The sequence below is a fragment of the Trinickia symbiotica genome (assembly GCF_002934455.1).
Lineage (GTDB): Bacteria > Pseudomonadota > Gammaproteobacteria > Burkholderiales > Burkholderiaceae > Trinickia > Trinickia symbiotica.
Genome location: NZ_PTIR01000012.1, coordinates 140,442 through 166,564 on the forward strand (window position 1 = coordinate 140,442; position 26,123 = coordinate 166,564).

Annotated in this window: 22 protein-coding genes; 10 read left to right on the forward strand and 12 right to left on the reverse strand. The window is 62.6% G+C overall.

The window, feature by feature from the left end:
* Nucleotides 1-13 precede the first annotated feature (13 nt).
* On the reverse strand, nt 14-613 hold the full coding sequence (locus B0G57_RS18125; RefSeq protein WP_018444384.1) for an MlaC/ttg2D family ABC transporter substrate-binding protein: 600 nt from the start codon (nt 611-613) through the stop codon (nt 14-16).
* Between the two features lie 379 nt (nt 614-992).
* Here B0G57_RS18125 and hpnN point away from each other — a divergent pair, with 379 nt between their 5' ends.
* Complete coding sequence (gene hpnN / locus B0G57_RS18130) at nt 993-3,629, forward strand: hopanoid transporter HpnN (protein ID WP_018444385.1); 2,637 nt, start codon at nt 993-995, stop codon at nt 3,627-3,629.
* 1 nt (nt 3,630) lies between these two features.
* Nucleotides 3,631-4,485 (forward strand): MlaA family lipoprotein, encoded by an 855-nt coding sequence (locus tag B0G57_RS18135; RefSeq protein WP_018444386.1) that lies wholly within the window; start codon nt 3,631-3,633, stop codon nt 4,483-4,485.
* A gap of 12 nt (nt 4,486-4,497) precedes the next feature.
* On the opposite strand, the gene B0G57_RS18140 is transcribed toward B0G57_RS18135, so the two are convergent.
* The 6 genes from B0G57_RS18140 to B0G57_RS18165 all read right to left on the reverse strand — a co-directional run bounded on the left by B0G57_RS18140 (nt 4,498) and on the right by B0G57_RS18165 (nt 10,218).
* Nucleotides 4,498-5,193, reverse strand: a complete 696-nt coding sequence (locus B0G57_RS18140; RefSeq protein WP_018444387.1) for a phosphorylase — start codon at nt 5,191-5,193, stop codon at nt 4,498-4,500.
* A gap of 2 nt (nt 5,194-5,195) precedes the next feature.
* Nucleotides 5,196-7,193 (reverse strand): squalene--hopene cyclase, encoded by a 1,998-nt coding sequence (gene shc / locus B0G57_RS18145; protein ID WP_018444388.1) that lies wholly within the window; start codon nt 7,191-7,193, stop codon nt 5,196-5,198.
* A gap of 12 nt (nt 7,194-7,205) precedes the next feature.
* The gene (gene hpnD / locus B0G57_RS18150; RefSeq protein ID WP_018444389.1) at nt 7,206-8,054 is read right to left on the reverse strand and encodes a presqualene diphosphate synthase HpnD; all 849 of its coding nucleotides are present in this window, start codon (nt 8,052-8,054) and stop codon (nt 7,206-7,208) included.
* Nucleotides 8,055-8,295: 241 nt separating this feature from the next.
* A complete protein-coding gene (locus B0G57_RS18155; protein ID WP_018444390.1) occupies nt 8,296-9,237 on the reverse strand; it encodes a sensor domain-containing diguanylate cyclase in 942 nt (313 codons plus the stop codon).
* Nucleotides 9,234-9,857: a chemotaxis protein CheC gene (locus B0G57_RS18160; RefSeq protein ID WP_018444391.1), complete on the reverse strand. Its 624-nt coding sequence runs from the start codon at nt 9,855-9,857 to the stop codon at nt 9,234-9,236. The genes B0G57_RS18155 and B0G57_RS18160 overlap by 4 nt, the downstream gene beginning before the upstream one ends.
* Nucleotides 9,850-10,218: a response regulator gene (locus B0G57_RS18165; RefSeq protein ID WP_018444392.1), complete on the reverse strand. Its 369-nt coding sequence runs from the start codon at nt 10,216-10,218 to the stop codon at nt 9,850-9,852. The genes B0G57_RS18160 and B0G57_RS18165 overlap by 8 nt, the downstream gene beginning before the upstream one ends.
* A gap of 537 nt (nt 10,219-10,755) precedes the next feature.
* Here B0G57_RS18165 and B0G57_RS18170 point away from each other — a divergent pair.
* Together B0G57_RS18170 and B0G57_RS18175 are read left to right on the forward strand one after the other, a co-directional pair.
* On the forward strand, nt 10,756-13,005 hold the full coding sequence (locus tag B0G57_RS18170) for a hybrid sensor histidine kinase/response regulator (RefSeq protein WP_018444393.1): 2,250 nt from the start codon (nt 10,756-10,758) through the stop codon (nt 13,003-13,005).
* A 65-nt stretch (nt 13,006-13,070) separates the two neighbouring features.
* Nucleotides 13,071-13,697, forward strand: coding sequence for a hypothetical protein (locus B0G57_RS18175; protein WP_051090147.1), 627 nt, complete (start codon nt 13,071-13,073; stop codon nt 13,695-13,697).
* Between the two features lie 69 nt (nt 13,698-13,766).
* Here B0G57_RS18175 and B0G57_RS18180 read toward each other — a convergent pair whose 3' ends face one another.
* Both B0G57_RS18180 and arsC read right to left on the reverse strand, forming a co-directional pair.
* A complete protein-coding gene (locus tag B0G57_RS18180; RefSeq protein WP_018444394.1) occupies nt 13,767-14,324 on the reverse strand; it encodes an NADPH-dependent FMN reductase in 558 nt (185 codons plus the stop codon).
* A 327-nt stretch (nt 14,325-14,651) separates the two neighbouring features.
* A complete protein-coding gene (gene arsC, locus B0G57_RS18185) occupies nt 14,652-15,011 on the reverse strand; it encodes an arsenate reductase (glutaredoxin) (RefSeq protein ID WP_018444396.1) in 360 nt (119 codons plus the stop codon).
* A gap of 31 nt (nt 15,012-15,042) precedes the next feature.
* Between arsC and B0G57_RS30935 the strand changes: the two genes are divergently transcribed.
* The 3 genes from B0G57_RS30935 (at nt 15,043) to B0G57_RS18195 (ending at nt 17,727) form a co-directional block, all read left to right on the forward strand.
* Nucleotides 15,043-15,237: a hypothetical protein gene (locus B0G57_RS30935; RefSeq protein WP_146013385.1), complete on the forward strand. Its 195-nt coding sequence runs from the start codon at nt 15,043-15,045 to the stop codon at nt 15,235-15,237.
* A gap of 737 nt (nt 15,238-15,974) precedes the next feature.
* Entirely contained in the window at nt 15,975-16,637 is a 663-nt protein-coding gene (gene parA / locus B0G57_RS18190; protein ID WP_020566616.1) for a ParA family partition ATPase, read from the forward strand.
* A gap of 28 nt (nt 16,638-16,665) precedes the next feature.
* A complete protein-coding gene (locus B0G57_RS18195; protein ID WP_020566617.1) occupies nt 16,666-17,727 on the forward strand; it encodes a ParB/RepB/Spo0J family partition protein in 1,062 nt (353 codons plus the stop codon).
* 103 nt (nt 17,728-17,830) lie between these two features.
* Here the strand turns inward: B0G57_RS18195 and B0G57_RS18200 are convergent, their stop codons facing one another.
* A complete protein-coding gene (locus tag B0G57_RS18200; RefSeq protein WP_018444400.1) occupies nt 17,831-19,186 on the reverse strand; it encodes a replication initiation protein in 1,356 nt (451 codons plus the stop codon).
* A gap of 2,029 nt (nt 19,187-21,215) precedes the next feature.
* Between B0G57_RS18200 and B0G57_RS18210 the strand changes: the two genes are divergently transcribed.
* Entirely contained in the window at nt 21,216-22,418 is a 1,203-nt protein-coding gene (locus tag B0G57_RS18210) for a DNA-binding protein (RefSeq protein ID WP_026230367.1), read from the forward strand.
* A gap of 169 nt (nt 22,419-22,587) precedes the next feature.
* Here the strand turns inward: B0G57_RS18210 and B0G57_RS18215 are convergent, their stop codons facing one another.
* Both B0G57_RS18215 and B0G57_RS18220 read right to left on the reverse strand, forming a co-directional pair.
* Nucleotides 22,588-22,971, reverse strand: coding sequence for a DUF2471 family protein (locus B0G57_RS18215; RefSeq protein ID WP_018444403.1), 384 nt, complete (start codon nt 22,969-22,971; stop codon nt 22,588-22,590).
* Nucleotides 22,972-23,055: 84 nt separating this feature from the next.
* Nucleotides 23,056-23,682 carry a helix-turn-helix domain-containing protein gene (locus B0G57_RS18220; protein ID WP_018444404.1) on the reverse strand — a complete coding sequence of 209 codons (627 nt, stop codon included), beginning with the start codon at nt 23,680-23,682 and terminating at the stop codon, nt 23,056-23,058.
* A 163-nt stretch (nt 23,683-23,845) separates the two neighbouring features.
* Between B0G57_RS18220 and B0G57_RS18225 the strand changes: the two genes are divergently transcribed.
* The gene (locus tag B0G57_RS18225) at nt 23,846-25,045 is read left to right on the forward strand and encodes a glycine C-acetyltransferase (RefSeq protein WP_018444405.1); all 1,200 of its coding nucleotides are present in this window, start codon (nt 23,846-23,848) and stop codon (nt 25,043-25,045) included.
* Nucleotides 25,046-25,064: 19 nt separating this feature from the next.
* Nucleotides 25,065-26,096, forward strand: coding sequence for an L-threonine 3-dehydrogenase (gene tdh / locus B0G57_RS18230; protein ID WP_018444406.1), 1,032 nt, complete (start codon nt 25,065-25,067; stop codon nt 26,094-26,096).
* Nucleotides 26,097-26,123 lie beyond the last annotated feature (27 nt).

Here is a 26,123-nt window from a genome sequence, read left to right on the forward strand (position 1 = left end):
CGACTCTGGCCCCTCATTCGGTGCGCGCGTTGTGCTTCTTGAGGTAATCGATGAGCGCAGGCACGCCGCCTTGCTGCAGTTGAGCCTTGAACTGCCCCTGATAGACCTGGATCAGCCAGGCGCCCGACATGTCGATGTCGTAGATCTTCCAATCGCTGCCGACCTTGCCGAGCCGATAGCCGACGGTCTGACTATCGCCGGGCGTGGTGACGGTCGACATGACGAGCGCGTCGTTGACCGTCGCCGTTCCTTCCTTGAACGCAAACCTCGCGTCTTGCGAGCCGAGCTGCGCAAGCGAGGCGGCGTAAGTGCGCGTCATCAGCGTGCTGAACTGGCCGGTCAACTCCTTTTGCTGCTCGGGGGTCGCCTGATTGAATGCGGCCTGGCCGACGGCAATGCGCACCGTGCGCTCGAAGTTCGTCGAGGGAATGAAGTCCTCGTGCACGATCTGCGTGATCTTCGTCAAATCGCCGGTGCGCGCGCCGGGGTCTTTCTTCATCGCGTCCACGGTGCCGACGACCGCGTGCTTGACGACGTCGACGGGCGTGGTCTGCGCATGGGCGGCAACGCCGACGAACGAGGCCAGGAGAAAAGCGAACAGTTGACGTTTCATGAATTACGCTTCGAGTGAAAAAAGTGCCGACCGGCAAGTCCGGCGTCCCGCGGCAGACCGTTTACACGGCCAGATCGCCAAGCAGCCGCTGGCAGTATACCGACCATTGGCCCCGTGGCATCTTGTTTGATACAGACGCTTTCAATCCGATACTGCCGCCGGCGCCGCGCCTTCCCGCCGTCCGCTCCCTGGAAGCGCACACGGGAGAGCATCCGCCCATGCGTCGCGCATGGTACGTGCCCACGAAGGACATCCGGGCGCATCCCCCAAAGCCGCATCCGTGGCCCGCGATTTGCCGTACATGCAATCCGGGTGTCGCTCGCGCAGCCGGTATACTTAGACTCTTTTTGCTTATCCCGTCCCCGTTGCCAACCCTCTCATGCTGACGTCCCTAATCGTCCGACTCGTCGACTGGTCGGTGCGCCGCCCGATCTGGGTCGTCGCGCTCGCGTTGGCGCTGGCTGCGGCAAGCGGCGTCTACGTCGCGCGACACTTCCAGATCAATACGGATGTAAGCAAGCTGATCGAGAACGAGCCCCAATGGGCAGCGCTCGGCGCGGCGCTCGACCGTGCCTTTCCGCAGCGCGACCAGACGATCCTCGCCGTTGTCGAGGCCCCGGCGCCGGAGCTCGCCGATGCAGCGGCCGATGCGCTCGCCGCCGGTCTTAAAACGCCCGTTTACGCGAGTGAGATCGGCGACGTCACACAGCCCGCTGGCGGCCCGCTCTTCGAGCACAACGGTTTGCTCTTCCTGTCGACGCGCGAGGTGGCCGGCACGACGTCGCAACTGGCAAGCGCGAAGCCGCTCATCAACGCCCTCGCTCACGATCCGAGCTTGACGGGCCTTGCCACGACGCTGTCGACGATGCTCGGGTTGCCGTTGCAATCAGGGCAAGTCGCACTGCCGAGCCTCGCGACGCTATTCTCGCGCAGCGCCGATACCGTCGACGCGGTGCTGGCGGGCAAGCCGGCGGCGTTCTCATGGCGCGCGCTCGTCGACGCCGACGCGGCGCGCCAGCCGGCACGCGCGTTCGTCACCGTGACGCCGGTGCTCCACTTCGGAGCGTTGCAGGCAGGCGCGCAGGCTTCTGCGGCGATCCGTGCCGCCGCCGTCTCGCTCGACTTGCAAAAGCGGTTTGGCGCGGTGGTCCGGCTGACCGGACAGCAGCCGCTCGCCGACGAGGAATTCGCCTCCGTCCAAGACGGAGCCGCCGTGAATGGCATCATCACGCTGCTGGTCGTGCTCGCGATCCTCTGGCTCGCGCTGCGCTCGATGCGCATCATCGGCGCGGTTTTCGTCACGCTTGCCGTGGGGCTGCCGATCACGACGGCGCTGGGGCTCATGATGGTCGGCTCGCTGAACATGATTTCGGTCGCGTTCATGGTGCTCTTCATCGGGCTCGGCGCGGACTTCGCGATCCAGTACGGCGTCAAATATCGGGAAGAGCATTTTCGCGATGCGCGGCTCGATCATGCGCTCGTCGGCGCCGTGCACTCAATGGGCCTGCCCCTGACGCTCGCGGCCGCGGCCGTGGCAACGAGCTTCTTTTCGTTCCTGCCGACGGCCTACCGCGGCGTCTCCGAGCTCGGCCTCATCGCCGGCGTCGGCATGATCGTGGCTTACCTCAGCACGATGACTGTATTGCCGGCGTTGCTGAAACTGCTCGCGCCTCCCGGTGAGCCGGCGAGCCCGGGCTTTCCCCGGCTGGCACCCATCGACGATTTTCTTCAGGCCCACCGCAAACCGATATTGATCGGCACGCTTGCCGTCATCGTCTGCGGGCTGCCCCTGCTTGCGCATCTGCAGTTCGACTTCAACCCGTTGCATCTGAAGGACCCGACGACGGAATCGATGGCGACGTTGCTTTCGCTGAAGGATTCGCCGGAGGCGGGCGTCAACGATGTGGTCGTGCTCGCGCCGTCGCTTGCCGCCGCCGACGCCACGGCACAGCGTCTCGGCCGGCTACCGGAGGTGGGGAGCGCCACGACGCTGTCGACGTTCGTTCCCGCCGATCAGCCCGAGAAGCTCGCGTCGATCAAGCAGGCCGCCGATGCGCTGCTGCCCGCGCTGACACAGCCGACTGCCCCGCCGGCCATGGACGCTCAGCGCGTCGCCGCGCTCAAGCGCGCGTCGAACCTGCTCGAATACGCGGCCGAGGATCATCCGGGGCCGGGCGCGAGCGAGGCGCGACGCCTGTCGGCATCGATTTCGAAACTGGCCTCGGCGGCTCCCACGGCGCGCGACCGTGCCGAGGCGGCGTTCTCGACGCCGCTTCGACTCGCGCTTCGGCAACTGACGATGCTGCTGCAGCCCTCCACGATTACGCGCGAAGGGCTGCCGCCCGGATTGGTTCGCCAATGGGTCGCCCCAGGCGGCGCCGCGCTCGTGCAGATCGCGCCGCGCGTGCCGCCCGGCGTCGATCCCAATGACGACGCGATGTTGCGCCGCTTCGCCAACGCGGTGAAACACGCGGATCCGGCAGCGATCGGTGGGCCGATTTCGATCCTCTATTCGGCGCGCGTAATCATCAAGGCATTCCTGCAGGCCGCCGTGCTCGCCGTGATCTCGATCACGGTCTTGCTGTGGCTTGCGCTCGGCCGCTTCGGCGACGTGCTGCGAACGATGATTCCGCTGCTGGCCTCGGCCCTCGTCACGCTCGAGCTTTGCGTGATCTTCGGCATGCCGCTCAACTTCGCCAATATCATCGCGCTGCCTTTGATGCTTGGCGTCGGCGTAGCATTCAAGGTGTATTTCGTGATGGCATGGCGAGCCGGTCAGACTAGCCTGCTTTCGTCCAGTCTCACTCACGCAGTGCTGTTCAGTGCCGCAACGACGGCAACCGCGTTCGGCAGCCTTTGGCTCTCGCATCATCCGGGCACCGCCAGCATGGGACGGCTGCTCGCACTCGCGCTTTCATGCACGCTCGTCGGTGCGGTCGTTTTTCAGCCGATATTGATGGGCAAGCCGCGTAAAGCACAAGCGCCCCGCAAAGAACTAGAAGGAATCGATAGATAAGATGCGAACCTTTGCTGCCACTCTCGCTGCCGCGGCCATGCTCGCGGGCTGCGCAACAGGTGCGAACCGCACGCCAGGCGACCCGCTCGAGCCGATGAACCGCACGATCTTCAGGTTCAACGACGCCGTGGACCACGCCATTGCGATACCGGTTGCGAAGGGCTATCAGAAAGTGACGCCGCACCCGTTGCGCACGGCGATCAGCAACTTCTTCTCGAATCTCGGCGATCTCAGCAATATCGCCAACGAGTTGCTGCAGTTGAAGATCACCGATGCGACGTCGGACATGATCCGCTTCTCGATGAACACGGTGTTCGGCATCGGCGGCCTCATCGATTTCGCGACGCTTGCGAGACTGCCCAAACACCATCAGGACTTCGGGCTCACCCTCGGGCGCTGGGGCGTGCCTTCGGGGCCTTACCTCGTGCTGCCGGTCTTCGGACCGAGCACGTTCCGGGACGGCGTCGGGCTCGCCGTCGATGTCCGCTTCAATCCGCTGAACTATGCGGAGCCGTCCACGCGCACGCAGCTCTATGTCCTGCAATTCGTCAGCGCGCGCTCCGACCTGCTGGGGGCGACGAACATCCTCGAGCAAGCGGCGCTCGACAAATACTCGTTCGTCCGGGACGCCTACTTGCAGCAGCGGCGCTCGCGCTTGGGCGCCGAGACGGGCACGGCGCCCGCGCTGCCGAACTATGGCGACGAAGAAAGCTCAGGTGCGGCGCCGGCGGCGCCCGCGAGCGGAAGCGAGCCGGCGACAACCACGCCGACCAGCCCTCCGGTGCCGACGGCACCCCTGCCCGCTCCCGCGCCCGCTACGCCGGCCGCGCCGGCAAGCTCCGCCGCCGGCAAGTAGACCTGCGCGGGCCTATGCCGGCAATCCGAATGCGCGGCCCAGTATTCGTCGCGCGCCCGTGAGCGTCGCGCGAGCGGCGCTTGCGTCCGCTGCAAGCCGAATCATCGCGGCGAGCTGCCAGGGCGCCTTCAAAAGCTCTGTAAGGATCGGCATCAGGGCAGTCGTGCCGTCGTCGCGCAGACCGGCCGTTGCCGCGCTCGGCAACGAGCGCCAGGCGGGATCGACGATGGCCCGGCAGGCCACGAACGGCAGGCCGCGCGCCTCGGCCATCGCAGCGGCGATATGTGATTCCATGTCGACCGCAAGCGCTCCCGCGGCGAGATGCAATGCAGCCTTTTGCTCGACGGTGACAAGTGGAGCCGTCACGGCAGCGAGCGTACCGAACCGGACACGCGGCGCAAGCGGCGACGCGGCGAGCGCCGCGGCGATCCGCGCGCTCCATGACGAATCCGTGCGCGCGCGGCCAAACGGACCTTCAATTGCGTCGGCGACGATCAGCGTCCCGGGCTTCAGGTCGGCGTCGAGTCCGCCTGCCGTCCCGAAGCTGACGACGCCCGAAACGCCGCGCGCGAGCGCCTCGGCAAGCGCATGCTCGAGCAAATCGGCGCGGGCGGCGAATACCGCCTCGACACCTTCGCCGCGCGCGATGCGGGCTTCGAAAGCCATGCCCGTGACCGCGACGACCGGTGCCGTCGCCCCCTGCCCCATCGTCACATGCCGACCGCAATGCGCGTCTCGCCGTCGCGCATCATGTTTCGATAGCGAGCGAGCGCCCATAGCGGGAAGAACTTTCGATAGCCGTGATAGCGCAAATAGAAGACGCGCGGAAAGCCCGTTGCCGTAAACCGCGTCTCATCCCATAGCCCATGCGCGCACTGCGTGCGCGTCAGATAGGCGATGCCGCGCTCGACGGCCGGATGATCGACGATGCCGCACGCCATCAGGCCGAGCAAAGCCCAGGCCGTTTGCGACGCGGTGCTCGGCGCGCGCTCGTATCCGCGGTAGTCGAGCTTGTAGCTCGTGCCGTCCTCGCCCCAGCCGCCATCGTCGTTCTGTATCGAGATCAGCCACTGCGCGGCGCGGCGGATTCGCGGATCGTCATGCGGCATCCCTACCGCATTCAACGCGCACAGGACCGACCAGGTGCCATAGATGTAGTTCATCCCCCAACGCCCATACCAGCTACCGTCGGTCTCCTGCTCGTTGAGCAGATAGTCGTACGCGCGACGAGCCGGCTCGCTATTGCGGGGCAGTTCGCCGAGTTGCGCGAGCATCGAAAGGCAGCGGCCGGAGACGTCGGCCGTCGGGGGATCGAGCAACGCGCCGTGGTCGGAGAACGGAATGTTGTTGAGGTGGTAATGCGTGTTTTCGGGCTCGAATGCGCCCCACCCGCCATCGCTGCTTTGCATGCCGACGATCCATTCGCGCGCGCGGGCGATCGCCTCGCGATCGACGTTCGAGCCCGTGAGTCGAGCCGCACGGTCCATCGCCATCGCAACGACGGCCGTATCGTCGACATCGGGGTAATGGGGGTTCGCGTACTGAAACGCCCAACCGCCGGGGCGCACGTCGGGGCGACGCGAAATCCAGTCGCCGCGAACGTCGAGGATCTGCAGTGGGCGCAGCCATTGAAGCCCCCTGCCGGCAGCCTGCTCCGCGCGCGGCAAGCGCGTTTCCAGCAGCGCATGAGCCGCCAGCGACGTATCCCACACGGGCGAGAGGCACGGCTGGCAATAGGCTTCCTCGTCGCCCACCGCGAGCAGCTTGTCGATGGATGCGCGCGCGATCGCGCGGTTCGGATGGTCGGGCGCGTACCCGAGCGTGTCGTACATCATCACGGAGTTAGCCATCGCCGGAAAAATCGCGCCGAGCCCGTCTTCACCGTTCAGGCGCTCGTCGACAAAGGCGACGGCGGCCTCGATCGCGCGCTCGCGCGTCGCCTTCGGAAAGAGGCCGTCGAACGCGCGCAGCACGACATCCGCGACGCGAAAGAGCGTGAACCAACCGCGGCTTTGATGCGGCGCGCGCGGCAGCATTCTCGCCTCGGAAGGCTTGCCCAGGAACAACTCGTCGATGCGCACCCCGCGCGGATTCCTCGCCACGGGCCGCCGCGCGTTAAGCACTAGCAGCGGCACGATGACCGTGCGCGCCCAATAGGACACCTTGGACAGATGGAAGGGAAACCATGCGGGCAACAGCGTGATTTCGACGGGCATCATCGGCACGGCCCGCCACGGAATGATCCCGAAGAGCGCCAGCAGAATCCGCGTGAACACGTTGACGGCTTCGGCGCCGCCGGCCTCGATGATGGCGCGGCGCGCGCGCACCATATGCTCGGCATTCTCGGAATCGCCGATCATCTTCAGCGCGAAGTACGCCTTGACGCTCGCGCTCACATCGAGCGCTCCATCCGCGAAAAGCGGCCAGCCGCCACCGGGCAGCTGAATGCGGCGCAGGTAGCGGCCGATTTTCTGTTCCAGCTCGACATTGGGCGACTCACCGAGATAGTGAATGAGCAGCACGTATTCGGCTGGGATCGTGGAATCGGCCTCGAGCTCGTATACCCAGTGTCCATCGGGACGTTGCGCGGCGAGAATGGCGTCGGTCGCGCGAGCGATGGCCGCGTCCAGCGCGGCGTCCATCGCATGGGATTCGCTCGTGTCGGAAGCCGCCGCAAGCGCGGCGGAGGGTGCGGAGAAATCGTTCATTTTTTTCTGGGCTCAGAAGAGCGCATAGCGCGCGACGATCCACAAAAGGCGCGCGCGGGGCTTGGGCGTAGGTGTGCGAGGCAAATCGAACCCGCGTTCGAGCGTACGCTCGAGCAGGCACCGATAGACGCCCGACATGATGCGAGGCGCGCGCACTGCCTTTCTGGGCGAGGCGTCCATGATCGCGTCGGCTTCACGGAAATGCTTCGTCGCCCGCTCGGCAAGCGTCGCGCAAACGCGCGGCAACGATGGGTCGTCCGCGATCGTCACTGGGTTCGTCGCGGCAATGCCTTCGCGGGCAAGCAATTCGCGCGGCAGATAGGAACGGTTGATGGCCGCGTCTTCGTCGATATCGCGCAGAATATTCGTCAACTGCAGGGCCCGGCCGAGGTGATGGGCGAGCCGCCTGCCCGGCTCTTCCTCCATCCCGAAGATTCTCACCGATAGGCGGCCCGCCGAACTCGCGACGCGGTCGCAATACAAATCGAGCGTCGCTTCGTCCGGCGCGCAGATATCCTCGGCCACGTCCATTGCCATTCCATCGATCATGGCGTGAAAATCTTCGCGCTTCAGATCGAACGTGCGGATATGACGAGCAAGGGCCGCAAGCGCCGGCCGTGGCGTGCCGCCATAGCAAGCGTCGATGTCCTCACGCCAGCGGTCGAGCGCCGCGCCGCGCTCGGCGCGTGGCGCATCGCTGTCGGCAATGTCGTCCACGGCTCGGCAAAACGCGTAGATTCGAAACATCGCGTCGCGTTGAGCCGCAGGCAATATGCGCATTGCCAGATAGAACGAGCTGCCGGAAGTCACGGCTGCAGCGTCGATATCGGGTTCGTCTGCGACGGGATTTGAAACGGACAAAGCGAACTCCGCTGTGGGCGCCCATAGCGGGCGAATGAAAATCGATACTCTCCAGGCGGCGTGCCGCAAGCGCGCCGCATCGACTCGCCGCGCCCTGTCTTCCCGGGCGCAGTCCGCCGGCGGCGCCGGAAACCGGCAAAAGTATAGCAATCTTTTAATCGGTGCCACAGCAAGGGCCGCGCCAGCCGTCAGGCGCAAGCGCGAACCGCGGCGATGCAAGAGGCGGAAAACGCGAGGCGCGTCAGGTCAGCGCGACGCAGCGATTGCGTCCTTGACGCTTGGCACTGTAGAGGGCGGCGTCCGCCTCATTGATCAGCACCTCATAGGTCGGCAGGCCGATCCGTGCAGCCGCGCAGCCAACGCTCGCCGTCACGGGTACGCGTACACCCTCCGCTTCGACAGGCGTATCGCCGATCGTCGTGCGGATCTTCTCGGCAACGACCATGGCATCGGCAAGCGGCGTGCAAGGCAGCAGCAACGCGAATTCCTCGCCGCCGAAGCGGCCGAAGATGTCTTGCACGCGAACCGCCTCGGCCACGCGCTGCGCCATGACGCGAAGGACTGTATCGCCGACCGCATGGCCGAAACGATCGTTGATGTTTTTGAAGTGATCGAGATCGAAAAGGAGCACCGACAATTCGCCGCCGTAACGTTCCCAGCGCGAAAATTCGTCGCGCAGGCGCCCTTCGAAATACCGGCGGTTGGCGATGCCTGTCAGGCCGTCGCGGTTCGCGTATTCGCGCAGCTTCACGACGGCTTCCTCGCGCTCGCGCTGCACGACGCTCACGTGCGTCACATCGGAGATCGTCACACACACGGCAATGACGTCTCGCTCGCGCGTGAGCGGCATGAACGTGCAATCCTGCTGCATGAAGTCGACGCCGCCGGTGATGGGCCTGTCGTGATCGAACTTGAACAGGTAAGGCCGCTGCTCCCACGAGCTGAACGCGAAGCTGCCGAGTTGAAAGACACTTTCGACCTTGCGCGTGAGCCAGACGCGCGGCAACTCGGGAAAGCTTTCGAAGATCGACTTGCCAACGACCTGCTGCGCGGTAAGTCCGCTGTGGTCCTGCATGAAGCGATTCCACATCAAGACCTTCATCGAGCGGTCGAGCACGAAAATGCCGAAGCCGACCCGTTCGAGCACCAAATCACTAAGAGACTGCTCCATCGTCTGATTCATAAGCTCGACAACAGCGCGTTGAGCGCTTCATGCACGCGGCGGATCGAATCCTCGGCCATCAGCATCACCAGATGCGCGCGGAACGTCTGATCCTCGAGCGCGAAATTGACTTCGAGCAAGAGCGCCAATTTCCACGCCAGCACATCCGCCTGGAAAACGTCTTCGAGTGCGATCTTCTCGCCGAGCAGTCCCGGCGCGGAAAAGATGGGCGTACGGTCGAGCTGGTTCATGATGCACGACACGCAGGCGCCGGTGAGGACGTTCGCGACGTCGAACATCAGCTCGGTCTGGCTCACGGATTCGTAAGCCGAATGAATGTACGGATCGTTGACGAGCGAGCAGAGATTGCCGACGCCGCTGCTGCGGCAGATGACGAGCGCTTCGCCCTTGATGTCCGACCGAAAACCTTGTCGCACGGCCGTGACGGTTTCGTCGATGCCCGTCATCTCGCGCAGTGCCTGAGCCGCTTCTTCGACACGCACGACGCGCACCCGCGGCACCGACAGCTCGATGAACGTATCGAGCAGACGGGCGAGCCGTGTCGCGGCCTGCCCCATCGCCAGGTTGGCGATCTCCTGCAGGGCGTCGCGCTGGTCTTCGTTCAGGACGTGATCACGCATACAACCCGTACTCCTTGAGGATGGGCAGCAATGCCTCGGTAGTCACGGGCTTGGGGACGAAGGCGGCGGCGCCAAGGGCGCGCACACGCTCTTGCGCGAGGGGTTGGATGTCGGCCGATACGACGATCACGAAGGTATTGAGATCCTCATGTTGCAGCGCCTCGAGAACCTGATAGCCGTTCATGTCGGGCATCGTCAAATCGAGGAACATCACCGAGGCCTTACCAGCGCGATACAGCGCGAGCGCCTCTCGTCCGTTCGACGCATATGCGACGTCGACGTCCCAGTCCTGCGGCAAGGCTTTCGTCAAAACCTTGCGGGCAAGCAGGGAGTCATCGGCGATCACAATCGGCAAAGGCATGGCAAGCGTGGCGAAGAACGAAACAATCTATGCCGAGTTAACGGCGGCCCGAAACCCTTTCTTTAGCGAGAAGCGAGCTTGTGTCGACAGACTACGGCCGCTTTGGGGCGGTCGCCCTCAAGGTGCATCAGGGGACAGACGCAAGGCGCGGCGCGCGCATCGTCTCGTCGTGAAGCCTGCGCTTCACGGTGCGCCCGGAGACTGGTGGGCACATCTTTCGCGTAGAAGTGGAGCAAAATTCTGTTGGCAAACAGGCGAAAAATCAACTCCTTAATTTTCCGTCATGGGATAAGACATCATTCCACCGTGAGATATGAGGAAAGAAAACCGTTTTGTTTGCGTCGAACGTGGAAGATTATTCTTTTGTGTACGTTTGCGCTTCCGATTTCGTCGCTGTTTTGCATCGACATATGAGCACCGCGCGGAGACCGGGGCCATTTCACAGGGTTCGGCTTCGGGGGAACCCGGCGTCAAGCGGAGCGACAAGTCGCTTATGATTGTGCCTGCCCACCGTACCCTCATTGGACCAGAATCGACATGACGCGCCACCGGGTGGACCGGCCCGCAGAGAACGACGCTCCTGGCAGCTGGCACGAAGAGCCGTCGTACCCGGCCGTACCGGAGCCCGATTTCGCGGTGCGTCGCGCGACGTTGATCGTGTTGTTGGCCGCGGCGATCGTGCTGCCTTTCATCTATGCGGCGACGATGGCCTACTCGGATTTTCGAGCGCGCGTCGCCGCCGCGTCCGACGTGACCGTGCGCACGGTGCGCATTGCCGACGAGCATGCGCTGAAAGTATTCGACCTGAACGAAACGCTGAACGCGCGCGTCGACGATCTGGTGCACGGCCTCGACGACAGTCGGATACGGGCTCGAGAAGCCGATATCCACGATAAGCTGCAGGAGATCGGCGGCGGCTACCCGCAGGTCGCGTCGATTTCGATTTTCGGTGCGGGGGGCATGCTTCTCGCGAACAGCCGCTACTTTCCCGCGCCGCACGCCTCGATTGCCGACCGGGAGGATTTCATCGGAATTCGCGGGGGCCGCATACTCGAGCACGTTTCGAGAACGATGACATGGCACGCCGGCGCCGGCGAAGCGATCTTCAACACAGGGGCCGCCCGGCGCAACGCGGACGGTTCGTTCGCCGGCCTCGTTTCCATCGCGCTGCGGCGTTCGTATTTCGAGTCGTTCTATCGCGAGCTGCTCGGTCAGGAAAGCCGCGCCATGACGATTTCGCTGATGCGCGCGGACGGCGCCGTGCTCGCCTCGTACCCGCCGAAGCCCGGCGGCGAGCAAGCGCTGCCACCCGCATTGTCGTCAGCGCTCGCGGCCAATGCGACCGCCGGCGTGCTGCGCATCGGCTCGTCGCCCGAAACGGGACGGGGTGAGATCCTGGCCTATCGGCGCGTCGGCTCATATCCGGTCTACGTCTCGTGCGCGTACAGCCGGGCCGTGATCTGGGGAGACTGGTATCGCCGGGCGACGGTACTCGTCGTCTCGATGTTCGCGCCGTCGATCGTGCTCTGGATCGTGCTCGCCTTGTCGTTGAAGCGCCTCGCCGCCGAGCAGCAAGCCTGGTCGCGCTGGCAGGTGGAGGCTTCGATGCGCCGCTCGATCGAAACGGCATACCGGCAGTCGCGCAAGATGGAGGCGCTCGGCAACCTCGTCGGCAGCGTCGCGCACGACTTCAACAACCTGTTGATGATTATCGCGACGAACATCCAGATCGCGCGTCGCCGCGGCGCGTCGAATTTCGAGCGCGAACTCGGCGCCGTCGAGCGCGCCGTGAAAAGCGGGCAGTCGCTGACGCGTCAGTTGCTGGGCGTTGCGCGCAAGCAGCCGCTGCGCAACGAGACGATCGATCTCGCCCGCTGGATGGCGGCCAGCCGGGAGCTCCTGAACGCTTCGCTGGGAGCGAAGGCCAGTCTCAGCCTCGACGTGGGGCCGGACGTATGGCCCATCGAAGTCGACATCGCGGAGCTCGAGCTCGCCCTCATCAATATCGCCGTCAATGCGCGCGACGCGATGCCCAATGGCGGACGATTCACCCTTCGCGCAAGCAACGTCAAGCTCGAGCGAGCGAGCGGCTTCGCACTGGCCGGCGAATTCGTCCAGATCTCGTTGGAAGATACCGGCGCCGGCATGCCGCCCGACGTGCTCGCGCATGCATTCGAACCGCTTTACACCACGAAGGCGAAGGGCATGGGCACGGGCCTCGGCCTGCCGCAGGTCTACGCGTTCTGCGAACGCTCGGGGGGACTGGCCACGATCGAAAGCAAGGTCGGCGAAGGCACGGCGGTGCGGCTCTACCTGCCCCGCTCGAGCGCCGCGCCTTCCGAAGCGCCAGCAGTCGAACGCAAGCCTGAAGCGCTCGCAATGATGAGCGGCTTACGTGTACTGCTCGTCGAGGACAACGACGAAGTCGCCGCCGGCACGGAAGCGCTGCTGCGGATGATGGGCCATGAAGTCAGCTGCGTGTACAACGCCGACGCGGCGATACCTCTGCTTTTCGACACGGCGCCGCCCCCGTTCGATGTCGTCATTTCGGACATTCACATGCCCGGCGCGAAGAACGGCATCGATCTGGCGGAAGCCGCGCAGGCCCTTACGACGCCGCTACCCGTGATCCTCATCACCGGTTATGCGCAGGAATTGGAGCGCGCAAGGAATGTCAAGGTGCGCGTGCTGTCAAAACCTTTTGACATCGCATTGCTGGAGACGATGCTGGAGGGAATCCAGCGGGAGCGCGAGCAACGCGCCCAGGCTGCAGGCAAACCCAGCTGACAAAAGCCGGCGCGCCGCTTGCGGCGCAGCCAGACGAAGCAGAACGAAAGTAAGGGGAGAGCATCATGCAACATACGGTTATCGCATTTTTCGATACGTACGATGCGGCCGAACGGGCACGGGACATGCTAATCGCCGCGGGGCTCACGACCGAATCGATTTCGCTGCAGACACGGTGCGAGCCGACCTATGCGACCGACGCGACGACGGTCGCCGGAAAGGCACATGAGGACGAGGGGCTGCTCGCGAGCATCGAGCGATTCTTCGAATCGCTGTTTACGACGCAGCCGCAACGGTGTGAAACGGCGCAATACGCAGAGGCTATAAGGCGCGGCGCTGTCATGCTGAGCGTCGATGCGGCGACCGATGCTCAATGCCAACTTGCAAAGACCACGCTCGAGGGGACGAGTCCCATCGACATCGAGGAACGGGCGTCGACCTGGTCCGCTCCGAGCGAGCAAGCGCTGCACGAGCGCTCGCCCCTCGAGGAGCTAGGCCTTCGCCGCAGTGCCCCGAAGGCACAGCCGGGCGGACCGGTGCGCAGCTTCGCCCATACTAGCGCGGAACCGGCACGGCGGAAAACGCCAGAGGACCCTCCGCTCGTGCCGCCCAAGTCGGTTCCCGACGAATACCTCCAAGACGAAGAGGAATTCGAGGACAAAGCCCATCGCAATGGAAGCAATCGCCCGTGACGCGCCGGCGTCGGGCGATTTCTCATGTTCCCGGTGCGGCGGGAAACCAGGTATGAGGATTGACTGCCCTCACTTCTTGGCGACGTGCCGCTCGACCCAGGCCTCGTAGCGGCCAATGAAGCCTTGCAGGAACTGGCGCGTGTCTTCGCTCGCGATGGCGCCCTGCTCATCGAAGAATCCGTCGCTGTACTTGAGAAAGATTTCGGGTTGACCGAGGGTCGGCACGTCGAGGTATGCCAGCACGTTGCGCAAATGTTGCTGGGCCAATGCCGTGCCGGTCGCACCCAGCGAAATCCCGCATACACCAGCCGGCTTGTCCTTCCACGAGTTCGCACCCCATGGCCGGGAACCCCAATCGAGCGCATTCTTCAAAACGCCCGGCATCGATCGGTTGTACTCGGGCGTGACGAACAGCAGGCCGTCGGCGCTTTCTATTTGCTGCTTGAATTTTCGTGCGACTTCGGGAAAGTCGGGATCATAGTCCTGGCTGTAAAGAGGCAGTACGCCGATATCCACGAACGAAAAGTTTAAGTCCGCGCTCGCAAGCTTCGTCAGGGCGTGCGCCAGTTGCTTGTTGAACGAATCGCGGCGCAGGCTGCCGACGACCACTTCGATTTGATAGGCCATTGCTGTCGCTCCTATTCGCTAAGAACTGTTTGACGACATGTGCTGCCCTTCGATCATAGTCCGAAGGCGATCCGCACCGGCGGCCCTTTTCGCGCTCAGACCAGTCCGGCGTCGGCCCGTCGCGGGTTTTGATCCGACTTTCCACAACCTTTTCCACAGAAACTGTGGATAACTTGTCGCCTGCTGTTGGCGCTTACCAATGGTCACATGTGTGTCATTGCCTTGACAGTACGGCTCCAAGGCGCAATGAGCGTACCCATCTTGCCCGCGCGGCGGCGCGGATCGATGCCCATATGCGCGTCTTTGTACGAGGGGCGCGCGACCGCTTCAATCCAGCAACGCTCGGATTGCCTCCGGAGGGCGACCGATCACCGCTCGCCCATCGCGAACGACAATCGGGCGCTGCAGCAGAATCGGATGCTTGGCGATCGCCTCATAGAGCGCGGCATCCGACAAGGCGGGGTCGGCAAGGCCCAGCTCTTGGTATACCGACTCAGTGTCTCGCATCATGGCGCGCACCGGACCACCGAGCATGCGATGCAGTTGCTCGAGGTCGTCGACGGTCGGCGGCTCTTTGAGATATTCGACGATACGGACGGATTTGCCGGGTGCGGCTAGCGCATCGCGGACGAGATCGCATGCCGCTCTCGACTTCGAACAGCGGGCGTTGTGATAAATCGTGATCATCGTGTATTGCGGTTCTTGGAGGTTTGCTTCGATGTTCGAACAACTCGATTCTAGGGGCTATAAGAGATCAGAGAAAGCCACGATGCGCGTGACGACGGGTTCGAGAAAGCGCGCCGATTCTCTTGGCCGGCGTAACGGCGAACCGGCGTCGCGCGACAGATCCATCTCACTTTTGCCGTTCGCCTATCGCGTGTTGCAATTGATGGCATTGGTAGCGGAGATATAAAGCGTGTAATCTGTTTTGCCCTTCAATTTTCAATGTTGGTCAGTAGTGCAATTTGGTGGTTAGCATGCGATTCGCGCCTCCGTTGGCATTGGCAAGTTGCCGCGCGACGAAACGATCGCTCCGACCTATCCCAGTCATCTCGGCGACTAGTCCTCACGTCGCTGCAATGCTACTGGCCCGGTGGCGTGTCCATGCGGTTGCCGCAGCATCTTTATGCGCATAAACCAGCGCAACGCGCAGCCCCGTCCAAGAGCAGGTCACCGAGGGAGGCATCCGCTGCATGATCTTGCTTAGAGCCCCCCCCATGAGGCAAATACGAACGCTAGGCGCTCTCGCGTCCCACGCCACCGGTCCACGAACTGTGCGTCCGGACCCCTACCGGCAAGTTACCGCGCCAAGGTGCGGTTAGTTTGATGATCTCGCTGCGGTGAGCGCGTGTCGTCGATGAACCTCATCCTAAGACTGACCGGGGTTCACAGTCCCGTAATCAAAACGGCGAGCAGGGGCTCGACTCTCGATGCCGGTCGCGAGTAGTTGCCGTTGGATGGTGATTCGCATCGTATCGCCGAAGAGCGGCTATCGAAGTGCCACCCGCCGGCCACACAGCGCTCCATCGCCCTCGATTTATGCGCATAAACCACTGCCGAATGGCCAAGTGTCGTCAGCTCGCCACACAAAAACGTTGAAATAGAAATCCTTCAAGGTAGAATTCCTCGACCTCTTAAGGAGTGAATAAATTGGCAGCGGAAATCGTCGCGGTAACTCAACAAAAGGGCGGAGTCGGGAAGAGCACGATCGCCATGCACCTCGGCGCGGCCTTCCACGAAAAAGGGAAGCGGGTTCTCGTGGTCGATGCCGATGGTCAAAACACGCTGATCCACTGGGCCAGCGCATCGAATGACGGAGAAGCGGGCATTCCGTTTCCCGTCGTCAATCTCTCCGAAGCCGGCGGGCAGATCCATCGCGAGATCAAGAAGTTCATCAGCGACTACGACGTCATCGTCGTTGACTGCCCGCCCTCCATTACCGAGAAAGTCTCCGGCGTCGTTTTGTTGGCGGCTTCGATTGCAGTGATCCCTACGTCGTCATCGCCGGCTGATTACTGGTCGAGCGTCGGCCTCGTCAAGCTCGTTCAGCAAGCAAAAGTGATGAACGAGGACCTGCGCGCCGTTTTCCTCCTCAACAAGACGGAAGAAAAGCGAATGCTGACGCGCGAGTTGAAGCGCGCGCTCGAGGACCTCGGATTCCCGCTGTTGAAAACACAGATTCCAACCCGCGAAGCCTACAAGCAGGCGATGGCGCTTGGACAAACCGTGCTGCAAATGAGCGACCGCGGTGCGAAACTCGCCGCCGCCGAAATTCGCGCGTGCGCCGACGAGATCGCCGCCTTGCTCCCATGAGTTTATGCGCATAAAGGACGACACCCTCATGAAACCTTCCCAGTTCGCCAAAGGCTTTCAAACGCGCCCCGACACGACGAGTAGCGAGAAGCGAACCGCACTCGATCGCCTTAATGCCATCGACAACTTGGTGAAGAACGATGCGCCTGCGGTAACCAAGCCGGCGGCGTCTCTGCATGAAGTGCCGATCGCGCCCGCCGCCGATGACGAACAAGCCTCGAACGAATCGCCCGAATACCGCGCGTGGCGCCGGGCACATGGATATAGGCCCGGTCAAATCATCGAGCTGGATCTCAAAGCGATCAAACCAAGCCCGTTCAACCCGCGGCATTTCTATCTGAAATCGTCGATCGCCGAGCTCGCCGTCAATCTCGCCAAGCAGGGTCAGCAGCAGGCAATACACGTCATTCCCGATTACGCCAACCCGGGGACCTACTTCGTCAGCGACGGTGGCCGACGCGTCCGAGCACTAAAAGAAGCCAACAAGGAGACGGTAAAAGCTGTCGTCGTCGATATTTCAGTCGGCATCGAAAGCTACAAGCTCGGCTACGATCTCAACGTTCAGCGTGATTCGCAGACGGTGTTCGACAATGCCGTCGTCTGGCGACGCTTCCTCGACGAAAAGCACTTCCAGAGCCAGAAGGAACTCGCCGAACACCTCGGACTCGACGAGTCGACGGTGGCGGTAGCGCTTTCGCTATCGAAGCTGCCGGAGACGATCATGCAGGAAATGGTGGCCAGACCCGATCGCTTCGGCTCGAACATGGCCTACCAGGTCGGCCGGTATCATTCGGCCCGAGGCGTCGATGCGACGCTTCGCTTGATCAACAAAATCGTGTCGGACGACTTGAGTACGCGCCAGGTGGCCGACATCGTCAAAGGACGCACGGGTCCGCAGGAAAGTGCTAAGCCCGCGACCCGTCAGCGCTACGCGCAGCGAATGGAAATCAAGCTCGACGGCGTCTCGGTCGGCGACTTGAAATCATATGGCGACGATCGGCTCGAGTTGCGGTTGCGCGGACTATCGCGCGAAAAGCGCGACGACATTCTTCGCCAGATCGAACAGATCCTGCAATCCGAGCGGAAATAACCGTATGCGGGTCGTGCCTCTTTGGCACGATTCGCCGTCTGCGTCCGCGAGCGGGAAGGGGAGGGGAGCGCGACGCGCCGAAAACTTGCGACGAGTGTGCGTCTCAGGCCGCCCGCGATTGGCTCAGCGTGAAAGCTAACAGATCGCCGTCGGTCGGCTCGCCCCACGTTTTCCGAGCGAGCCAGTCAAAAAACGCTGTTTCGACGAGTTTCGAATTCAGTCCTCGGCGACGCCAGTCCTCGCGCAGATGCGGCCCCAGCGCCGGCAAGGCGTCTTCCTCGAACGAGCGCCGCGCGAGTTCCTGTTCCGACTCGCCTTGCTCCTCGTAGAGAGCCCTGGCTTCATTGCGGCGATATCCGGCGTACTCGTCGAGCAGGCGGGCCTTCAATTCGTCGGCCGGTGCGGCAATAGCCGGGCCCTTCGCGGCGTTGCCGCCGGACTGGACGACTTCGACCGCCGGCGCGTAGCCCTTTTTCAAGGCATCCTTGAATAAGGCGGCCGCGCTGCGCACGGGGGGCAGCGTCGTACTACGCATGCGCTGCTCGGTCATCTGAAGCGCCGCGCGAATCCGGTTCTCCTCGCTATCGGCATAGATCGTTTGCGCTTCCTTGAGCGGAATGCCGATCTTCACCATGCGATCGACGAGCGTGCTGTCGAATACATTCGGGTGTTCGTCGAGCGCCAGCATCGGCTGCTTGCGCTCGGTGACACGGAACTGAATCTCAGCGACGCGCCGCCCTTCGCGATGCTCGATCAATTCGACGAAGATGTTCGTGACCGCGTTCACCTCAGCGATTGCCGGCCGCAGGTAATCGCGCTTGAAATATTTGTATTCGCGCTTCGCTTCGTCTCCGGCCTCGTTGTCGGGCGTGCCCGAGAGGATCGGCCGCCACCAGGCCCACGACTCACGCATCGTCAGGTGGCTCGGATTCGTCAAATAGCGTACGCAGATTTCGTAGAGCGCCAGACCCGCGCTGCTGCGCAGCTGACTTTGGAATTGAAGGCTCAGGCGTGCATACTGCACCGGGTCCAGCAACTTCTTCTTGATCTTCGGCGCAAACGAGAATTCCACCCACACGCGGCGCGTAGCCGGATCCTCGAGAATTTCCGCATCGGCGATCAGCGTCGAGATGCCCCACTTGCGGCCCGGCTTTTGGCTCGACGTCCCTTGGCTCCATTCGACCTGGACGGACACCATGCGTCGCAGATGCTCTTTGACGAGCGCGGTATCGTTCGAATCGAACGCGGAATTGGCGACGATGTCCGACAGCAGCGCGCGGTAGGTATCGCCGGACTCGTCCGCCTGCTGGGCCACGGCCAGCAACACATTGAACAACTTGCGTGTGAGCAGCGTGATCTTGCCGCTCTTCGGCTGGATTGCAATCGCTTCGACGGCCTTGCGCAGTTCCGCGGAGCTTGGACCCACGACATCGGTTTTCTTTGCGCGCTTCGTTACCATGCATCGGATCCGGAAGGGATTTTCGCAAGAGGATACCGAGTGCGGTGAAGCACGTCTATAGCGGCACTCTCACCGTTTCCGGGTGATCGTCGTTTCTCGGCGCGGACTCACCTGCAGCGCTCCCGGAAAGGCTCACCTTAGTGCCCGCACCCCACCGGTCCGCATTCGTTGTCTATCGCGGAATCCATCTTCGAATCGGCCGGCAAGCGTGTCGTCGAACGCGTGGCATCGGCTCCCGAACTCCCTCACCGCGGGGGGCTGTCGCAATTTCGCGACGAATGGAGTGGCAGTCAGCGAGTTCGCGTTCTCATCGGCCAGCCGCAGGCAGGTGCCTGTCTCGTAAGCTCTTTGATAAATGAAATTGTCGAGATGGACGTCAGGCAAGGAGGGAGGAGGCGCCATAGCCCTAGCTATGGCAACGACGAGCGAGGCCGTCCCCCAAGGGATTTCCTCTGGGCAAATGGCGGCCATCTGGGGATTCCATATCAAACGAACTTGCGCGGGACAGGGCACGCTATACGGCTGGCGCAGTCAGGCAACCGCGAGGTTCCGAAAGGCGATGTGCGCAGGGCGATGCAGCGGCGACCACGAGCGCACGCGTCGCCCGAGTGCGGACCGCTCAGCGCCCCGCTGGATACCGAAGATGTCCAAAGACGGCATCTCGCTCCCGAAAAGCCTCACCCGAGAAGTCCCCGAACCGCAGACGGCATACGGTAGCTCCATCATGATGCACACGGTTGCCCCTCTGACGGCTCCCGCAGAGGCTCACCATTGCTTTTCAGCGACGCGGACACGACCGCCCAAGCATCATCGCAATGGATTCCCGAAAAACCTCACCTCAACTTGGCTGCCGTCGCAAAATTCGCTGTTGCTTCGGCCACTTACGTCGAGAATCTCGTGCATCACTTATGTTGCCGCATGCTCCCGAAGAGCCTCACCTTTATCGGAGAGGAGAGTTTCACGGACCCGCCATGTCTCACCGATCGGAGCCCCCTGAAAAGCCTCACCTTGGGCAGCGATCGATATACGTTCGACTACTCACCTTACAACGCAGATGCGTCATTCAGCGAAAGTAATGACTAACTTACCGAGGTGATTCGCCACGGTACTTCGCGCGATGTCCCGAAAGCGCTCACCTTAAGCTGACGGGCTTCCTTCCCGCAAAGCTGCACCGATGCCCAACAGCCGGTCCCCGAATAACCTCACCTTTGACGCCGCGACCAAGATCCTCGGGGCCGACCGAGAGGTCATCGCTGCTCCAGACCAACTGTGTTCCCGGATAACCTCACCTTTGGGCCAAATGCCCGCGCCGGCCGGCTCGGCGCCCGCAAAAGCTCACCGACATCGGGCTTTGGCTCCCGAATGCTTTCACCATGTCGAGCCAACAGGCCGAATTGGCACTGCGACAGCCCGTTCCGAGGAGTCCCGCAAAATCTCACCGATGATAAATCGAAGCAACTCAGGACAGGGCGTTGACATAAGCCTGCCAGCGCTCACTCTTCCCGAAGTCGCTCACCTCGCCACCCAACCAGATCGGCGATGAGTCCTGAATCCGCTCACGTCCTGTCCCGCAAACGCTCACGCGCATCCCTGAACCTCATCACTGATGCGTCCCGCAAATGCTCACGATCTTTCCCGGAAGGCTTCACCTTGGCGCCGGCAAACCCTTATCCAGCAAGGCCGAGCGCAGTCGTTAACTTCTTTTAACAAGGTTCAAGGGTGTTTACTTCAATGACTCTCAACGGCAAAGCCGTGTGTGTTCCAAAAAAGTCGTTCCACTGCTTGCGAATGCATCCGTGAAACAAGTGAACGAACAGCCACAGCCACGTAAATTCCTTATACAACAAGGCGTTGGACGCGCTTGTTAGTTTTGTTTCACGAAGTTGGCGCTCGTGCTTTGTCGAAAGCCGCCCCGGTACGGCTCGACGACAATAGATTCGTCAAAACGCAACAACAATGCTCCGAACCGTAACGGACAGCACGTAATCCGTTATGATCAGCACGGTTCACATCGCCGAGGTATATCTCCTTGACTATAGACGACGAGCGGCGAGCGATTCGCCTGGAACTTGAATCGATGAAAGCAGGCGGCGCTCATCGGCGGGACCTTTCGCTGCACGCTTGCAAACGGCTCTTTTTCGATCTTGGCATACGACCGTCGATGGCGGCTGTCCGAGACTTGACGCAAACGGGCAGTGCTAGCGATATCCCGAAAGACATCGACCACTTCTGGGAACGAATTCGCAAGGCATCGAAGGTTCGAATCGGATCGGGCGCTATCCCGCCCGCTCTCGAGGAAAAGGCGGGCGAACTGCTTGGCGAGCTTTTCCGCGAAGCAATGATCGTTGCTCGGGATTCCCTCGAATCGGAACGCCGGGATTTGCATGCCCTGAAGGACGACACCGAGCGGCGCCTGCGCGAAGCGGAAATTCGCCGTCAGGCGTCAGACGAAGCTCTGCAGCGCAGCGAAGCGCGAGCGGAGGCAGCGTGGGCACGCATTCGCGAGCTGGAAGCCGAACTGGCCTCCTCGGCCACGCGACGCGCCTCGACACAAGAGACGTTGCAGGCCGCGCTCATGCGGCTCGAAGCCGACAATGAGAAGCTGACCGAGCATCTGAAGACAGAAACGGCCGCGAATGCCGCGCTGCGCGAACGCATCGACGGGCTTCAGGCGGAAATGCGGCAGAACGCCGAACACTATGCCGCCCAGATCAAAGATGCGATTGCCGAAGCGGAGCGTCGCGTCAAGCCGATGCTCGTCGAGCTCGATTCGCTGCGCGGCATGGCATCGACCTATCAGGCTGGCATTCGCGACGCGAGCCGCAAAGAATTCGACTTCATCCAGCAGCTGAGCGCCGCCAAAACCCGCTCCGACCGACTGGATGCCCAAGTTCGCGACCAATCCGACGAGATCGACGCACTGACACGCGAGCTCAACGCGTTGCGAGCGCGAAGCACGGTGTCCCCGGAGGTTGCCTCCGCTGTCTGGGCGCTGGCTCGCTCCGGCCGGCTCGGCGCACAGGATTTCGATGAACTTGGCACGGCCCTCGACAATCATGTCGACGTTCCTTCGCGTTGCCCCAAATGCGGCGATGGAGAACCCGAGCTCGCTCAGGTCGACGGGCGATACGAACTGTCGTGTCCCGAATGCGAGCACAGCTCGGGCATGGGCTGCTCGCGGCTCGAGGCGGTTGCGCGCTTCCTGAACGCGGCGGGCGCCTCGCCTGCCTGAGGCGATCCGGACGACTCGCCGCTGTTCCGGCTACTCCGCCTCGTCGAATGGTGAGTTCTTCCGGGATCGGAAAAGTGAGCCTTTTCAGGAGCCGGGAATAGCGTGAACAGTGTCGCAGGCGGGCCTCGTCTGCTGTTTCCGCGATGCGGCGTGCCCGGCCGCGCGCCGCTTAGCCGCGTCGCTCCGGTCTCCGCACGAGTCGATGCGGGCGTTCGGCGGCATGGCGGGATTGCTCGGCTCGCTCGGCCTCTTCATAGGCGGACACGACGAATGCAAATGTCGCGGGTAGAGCATTGGATCGTCCGAACGTCGCCGGGTCGTCCGTTTCCGGATAGCTCATGTCGGCCGGACGTTTGAAAAGCTCGGCAATGAACGCGTCGTGCCGGCTGGCGAAGCCGAGGTCGGCGAGCGCCTCGGCTTCGATGGCGTGCAGCAGGCGCCAGGTCAACGGCACGTCCTGCACGATGTACCGCGCCGCGATGTTCCGGACGATGTGCTCGAGGTCGCGCGCCGCGGCTTGAAAGCGCAGCGCGGCAAGGTCTTGTTCTTTCATGGCCCGCGCCTATTTTTGAGATGAAGTACTGTACAAATATACAGCATCTCGGGCGGTTGGCAAACCTCGGTTTCGTGCGCCGGATCAGCCGTGGATGACGACGAGCAGCGCTTTGGCGTCACCTTTGCCGGCGTTGCGAATGGCATGCGGCACGTCGGCGACGTACCGTGCCGTATCGGCCGTCTTGAGACGTTTCGCAATGCCGTTCGCTTCGACTTCGACCGTCCCCTGCAACACCGTCAGGTGCTCACGCGTCCCCGGTTCGTGCGCATTCGAGACGAGCGCACCGCCGGCCTGCAGCGTCAGCTCATACCATTCGAATTTGCCAGCGAGCTCGATGGGTCCCCACACGCGAAGCTGATATTTGGCATCGTGACCGTCGAGTGTCGGAATGTCGTGCGGCCCCGCCACGCTGATCGTCTCAGGCGCCTTTTGCGCCGCGAAGAGTTGGTCGAGGCTTACCCCCAGCGCATTCGTCAGCCGCCACGCGACGGCGATCGTCGGATTCGCCTTGTCGCGCTCGATTTCCGAAAGCATCGACTTCGAGACGCCGGCTGACCGCGAGAGATCGTCGAGTGTCATGTTGCGCTCGGTGCGCAGCCGCTGGATCTGTTCGCCGACGCGCGGCGGCGCGGCGAGTGCCGACGTAGGCGACATAGTGGGCGGCGACGACGGCGCGCGCGGGCCACGCCGGCTGGCGGTGCTTGCCATTTGGTTTCCGATCGCTTAAAGTTGTTCGATATATCGAACCGGAGTTCGACAAAACGAAATTGTCCGCTGGATGCGATAAACGACTATAACAGCAACAGGGCCGCCTTTCGCCGGAGACCCCGGTGAGCGACGCGGTGCAATCCGACTCTTACAGGAGCCATCGATGCGCGAAACCTATCTCACCCATCTACGCAGCACGATCGATCAAATTCGCGCAGACGGCTTTTACAAATCCGAACGTGTGATTGCGAGCCCGCAATCAGCTGCGGTGCGCCTCGCGAGCGGCGCGGATTTGCTGAACTTCTGTGCGAACAACTATCTGGGCCTCGCGGACGACGCGAGGCTGATCGCGGCGGCGAAAGAAGGGCTCGATACCGACGGGTTCGGCATGGCATCGGTGCGCTTCATTTGCGGCACGCAGACTGTGCACAAACAACTCGAGCACGCGCTGGCAGCGTTTCTCGGCACCGACGACTCGATTCTTTATTCGAGCTGTTTCGACGCGAACGGCGGCCTTTTCGAGACGTTGACCGATGAAAACGACGCGATCATCAGCGACGAGCTCAACCATGCGAGCATCATCGACGGCGTCCGGCTCTCGAAAGCGAAGCGCTATCGCTACAAGAACAACGATCTCGCCGACCTCGAAGCGAAGCTGCGTGAAGCGGATGCCGCCGGTGCGCGTTTCAAGTTGATTGCGACGGACGGCGTCTTCTCGATGGACGGCATCATCGCGAATCTCGCAGGCATCTGCGATCTCGCCGATCGCTACGGCGCGCTCGTGATGGTCGACGATTCGCACGCCGTCGGGTTCGTCGGCGAGCATGGCCGAGGCACGCCGGAATATTGCGGCGTCGAAGGGCGTATCGACATACTGACGGGAACCCTTGGGAAAGCGCTGGGGGGCGCATCCGGCGGATATGTCGCCGCGCGTCGCGAGATCGTCGAGCTGTTGCGCCAGCGCTCGCGGCCCTATCTCTTCTCGAATACGCTCGCGCCGAGCATCGCCGCCGCTTCCCTCAAAGTGCTCGAGCTTTTGCAAAGCGAAGAAGGCGCGCATCTGCGCAAGCGTGTCCGCGCCAACGGTGAGCGTTTTCGGGAGGCGATGACCGCCGCCGGTTTTACGCTCGTACCGGGCGAGCACCCGATCATTCCAGTGATGCTCGGTGATGCGCTCGTCGCCTCACGCATGGCCGACGCGTTGCTGCACGAGGGCATTTATGTGATCGGCTTCTCGTATCCCGTCGTCCCCAAGGGGCGTGCGCGCATTCGCACGCAAATGAGCGCGGCGCATACGCCGGAGCAGATTGACGTCGCAGTCGACGCATTCAAGCGTGTCGGCGCGGCGCTCGGCGTCGTCTGATCGAGCGAGGATCCCGACAATGAAAGCACTTGCAAAGCTCGAACGCGCGCCAGGCCTCACGCTGACCGACGTGGCGAAGCCCGAAGTCGGCCACAACGATGTCATGATCCGCATCAGGAAGACGGCCATTTGCGGTACCGACATTCATATCTGGAAGTGGGACGACTGGGCGCAAAAGACGATTCCTGTGCCGATGCACGTCGGCCACGAGTATGTCGGCGAGATCGTCGAAATGGGACAGGAGGTGCGGGGCTTTTCGATCGGCGACCGCGTGTCGGGCGAAGGGCACATCACTTGCGGCTTTTGCCGGAACTGCCGCGCGGGGCGGCGCCACCTATGCCGCAACACGGTGGGCGTCGGCGTCAATCGCGAGGGCGCGTTCGCCGAATATCTAGTCATTCCCGCGTTCAACGCATTCAGGATTCCTGACGAAATTTCGGACGACCTCGCCTCGATCTTCGATCCGTTCGGCAACGCGACGCATACGGCCCTGTCGTTCAATCTCGTCGGCGAGGATGTGCTGATCACCGGGGCCGGGCCAATCGGCATCATGGCGGCGGCGATCGCGAAGCACGTCGGTGCGCGCAACATCGTCATCACGGACATCAATGATTACCGGCTCGCGCTTGCGCGCAAAATGGGAGCGACGCGCGCCGTCAATGTGGCGCGTGAATCGCTGCGCGATGTGATGAGCGACCTCCATATGACGGAAGGCTTCGACGTCGGCCTCGAAATGTCGGGCGTGCCGACCGCGTTTACGAGCCTGCTCGAAGCGATGAACCACGGCGGCAAGGTCGCGCTACTCGGGATCCCGCCCGCCCAAACGGCGATCGATTGGAATCAGGTTATCTTCAAGGGTCTCGAAATCAAGGGCATTTATGGGCGCGAGATGTTCGAGACCTGGTACAAGATGGTCGCCATGCTGCAAAGCGGACTCGACTTGTCGCCGATACTGACGCATCGCTTCCCGGTCGACGAGTATCAGACGGCGTTCTCGACGATGCTCTCGGGCGAGAGCGGCAAGGTCATCCTCGACTGGGCTGCCGCCTGATCGGCGCGCGGTTACGCCGAAACGCGG

What these genes read in the sequence shown, in the direction of transcription:
- B0G57_RS18180 (WP_018444394.1), bottom strand. Translation starts at nt 14,324, where the DNA reads ATGGCCTATCAAATCGAAGTGGTCGTCGGCAGCCTGCGCCGCGATTCG.
- B0G57_RS18125 (WP_018444384.1), bottom strand. Translation starts at nt 613, where the DNA reads ATGAAACGTCAACTGTTCGCTTTTCTCCTGGCCTCGTTCGTCGGCGTT.
- tdh (WP_018444406.1), top strand. Translation starts at nt 25,065, where the DNA reads ATGAAAGCACTTGCAAAGCTCGAACGCGCGCCAGGCCTCACGCTGACC.
- B0G57_RS18170 (WP_018444393.1), top strand. Translation starts at nt 10,756, where the DNA reads ATGACGCGCCACCGGGTGGACCGGCCCGCAGAGAACGACGCTCCTGGC.
- B0G57_RS18200 (WP_018444400.1), bottom strand. Translation starts at nt 19,186, where the DNA reads ATGGTAACGAAGCGCGCAAAGAAAACCGATGTCGTGGGTCCAAGCTCC.
- B0G57_RS18220 (WP_018444404.1), bottom strand. Translation starts at nt 23,682, where the DNA reads ATGGCAAGCACCGCCAGCCGGCGTGGCCCGCGCGCGCCGTCGTCGCCG.
- arsC (WP_018444396.1), bottom strand. Translation starts at nt 15,011, where the DNA reads ATGATCACGATTTATCACAACGCCCGCTGTTCGAAGTCGAGAGCGGCA.
- B0G57_RS18160 (WP_018444391.1), bottom strand. Translation starts at nt 9,857, where the DNA reads ATGCGTGATCACGTCCTGAACGAAGACCAGCGCGACGCCCTGCAGGAG.
- shc (WP_018444388.1), bottom strand. Translation starts at nt 7,193, where the DNA reads ATGAACGATTTCTCCGCACCCTCCGCCGCGCTTGCGGCGGCTTCCGAC.
- B0G57_RS30935 (WP_146013385.1), top strand. Translation starts at nt 15,043, where the DNA reads ATGTTCGAACAACTCGATTCTAGGGGCTATAAGAGATCAGAGAAAGCC.
- hpnN (WP_018444385.1), top strand. Translation starts at nt 993, where the DNA reads ATGCTGACGTCCCTAATCGTCCGACTCGTCGACTGGTCGGTGCGCCGC.
- B0G57_RS18195 (WP_020566617.1), top strand. Translation starts at nt 16,666, where the DNA reads ATGAAACCTTCCCAGTTCGCCAAAGGCTTTCAAACGCGCCCCGACACG.
- B0G57_RS18165 (WP_018444392.1), bottom strand. Translation starts at nt 10,218, where the DNA reads ATGCCTTTGCCGATTGTGATCGCCGATGACTCCCTGCTTGCCCGCAAG.
- B0G57_RS18135 (WP_018444386.1), top strand. Translation starts at nt 3,631, where the DNA reads ATGCGAACCTTTGCTGCCACTCTCGCTGCCGCGGCCATGCTCGCGGGC.
- B0G57_RS18215 (WP_018444403.1), bottom strand. Translation starts at nt 22,971, where the DNA reads ATGAAAGAACAAGACCTTGCCGCGCTGCGCTTTCAAGCCGCGGCGCGC.
- B0G57_RS18155 (WP_018444390.1), bottom strand. Translation starts at nt 9,237, where the DNA reads ATGAATCAGACGATGGAGCAGTCTCTTAGTGATTTGGTGCTCGAACGG.
- B0G57_RS18175 (WP_051090147.1), top strand. Translation starts at nt 13,071, where the DNA reads ATGCAACATACGGTTATCGCATTTTTCGATACGTACGATGCGGCCGAA.
- B0G57_RS18225 (WP_018444405.1), top strand. Translation starts at nt 23,846, where the DNA reads ATGCGCGAAACCTATCTCACCCATCTACGCAGCACGATCGATCAAATT.
- B0G57_RS18140 (WP_018444387.1), bottom strand. Translation starts at nt 5,193, where the DNA reads ATGGGGCAGGGGGCGACGGCACCGGTCGTCGCGGTCACGGGCATGGCT.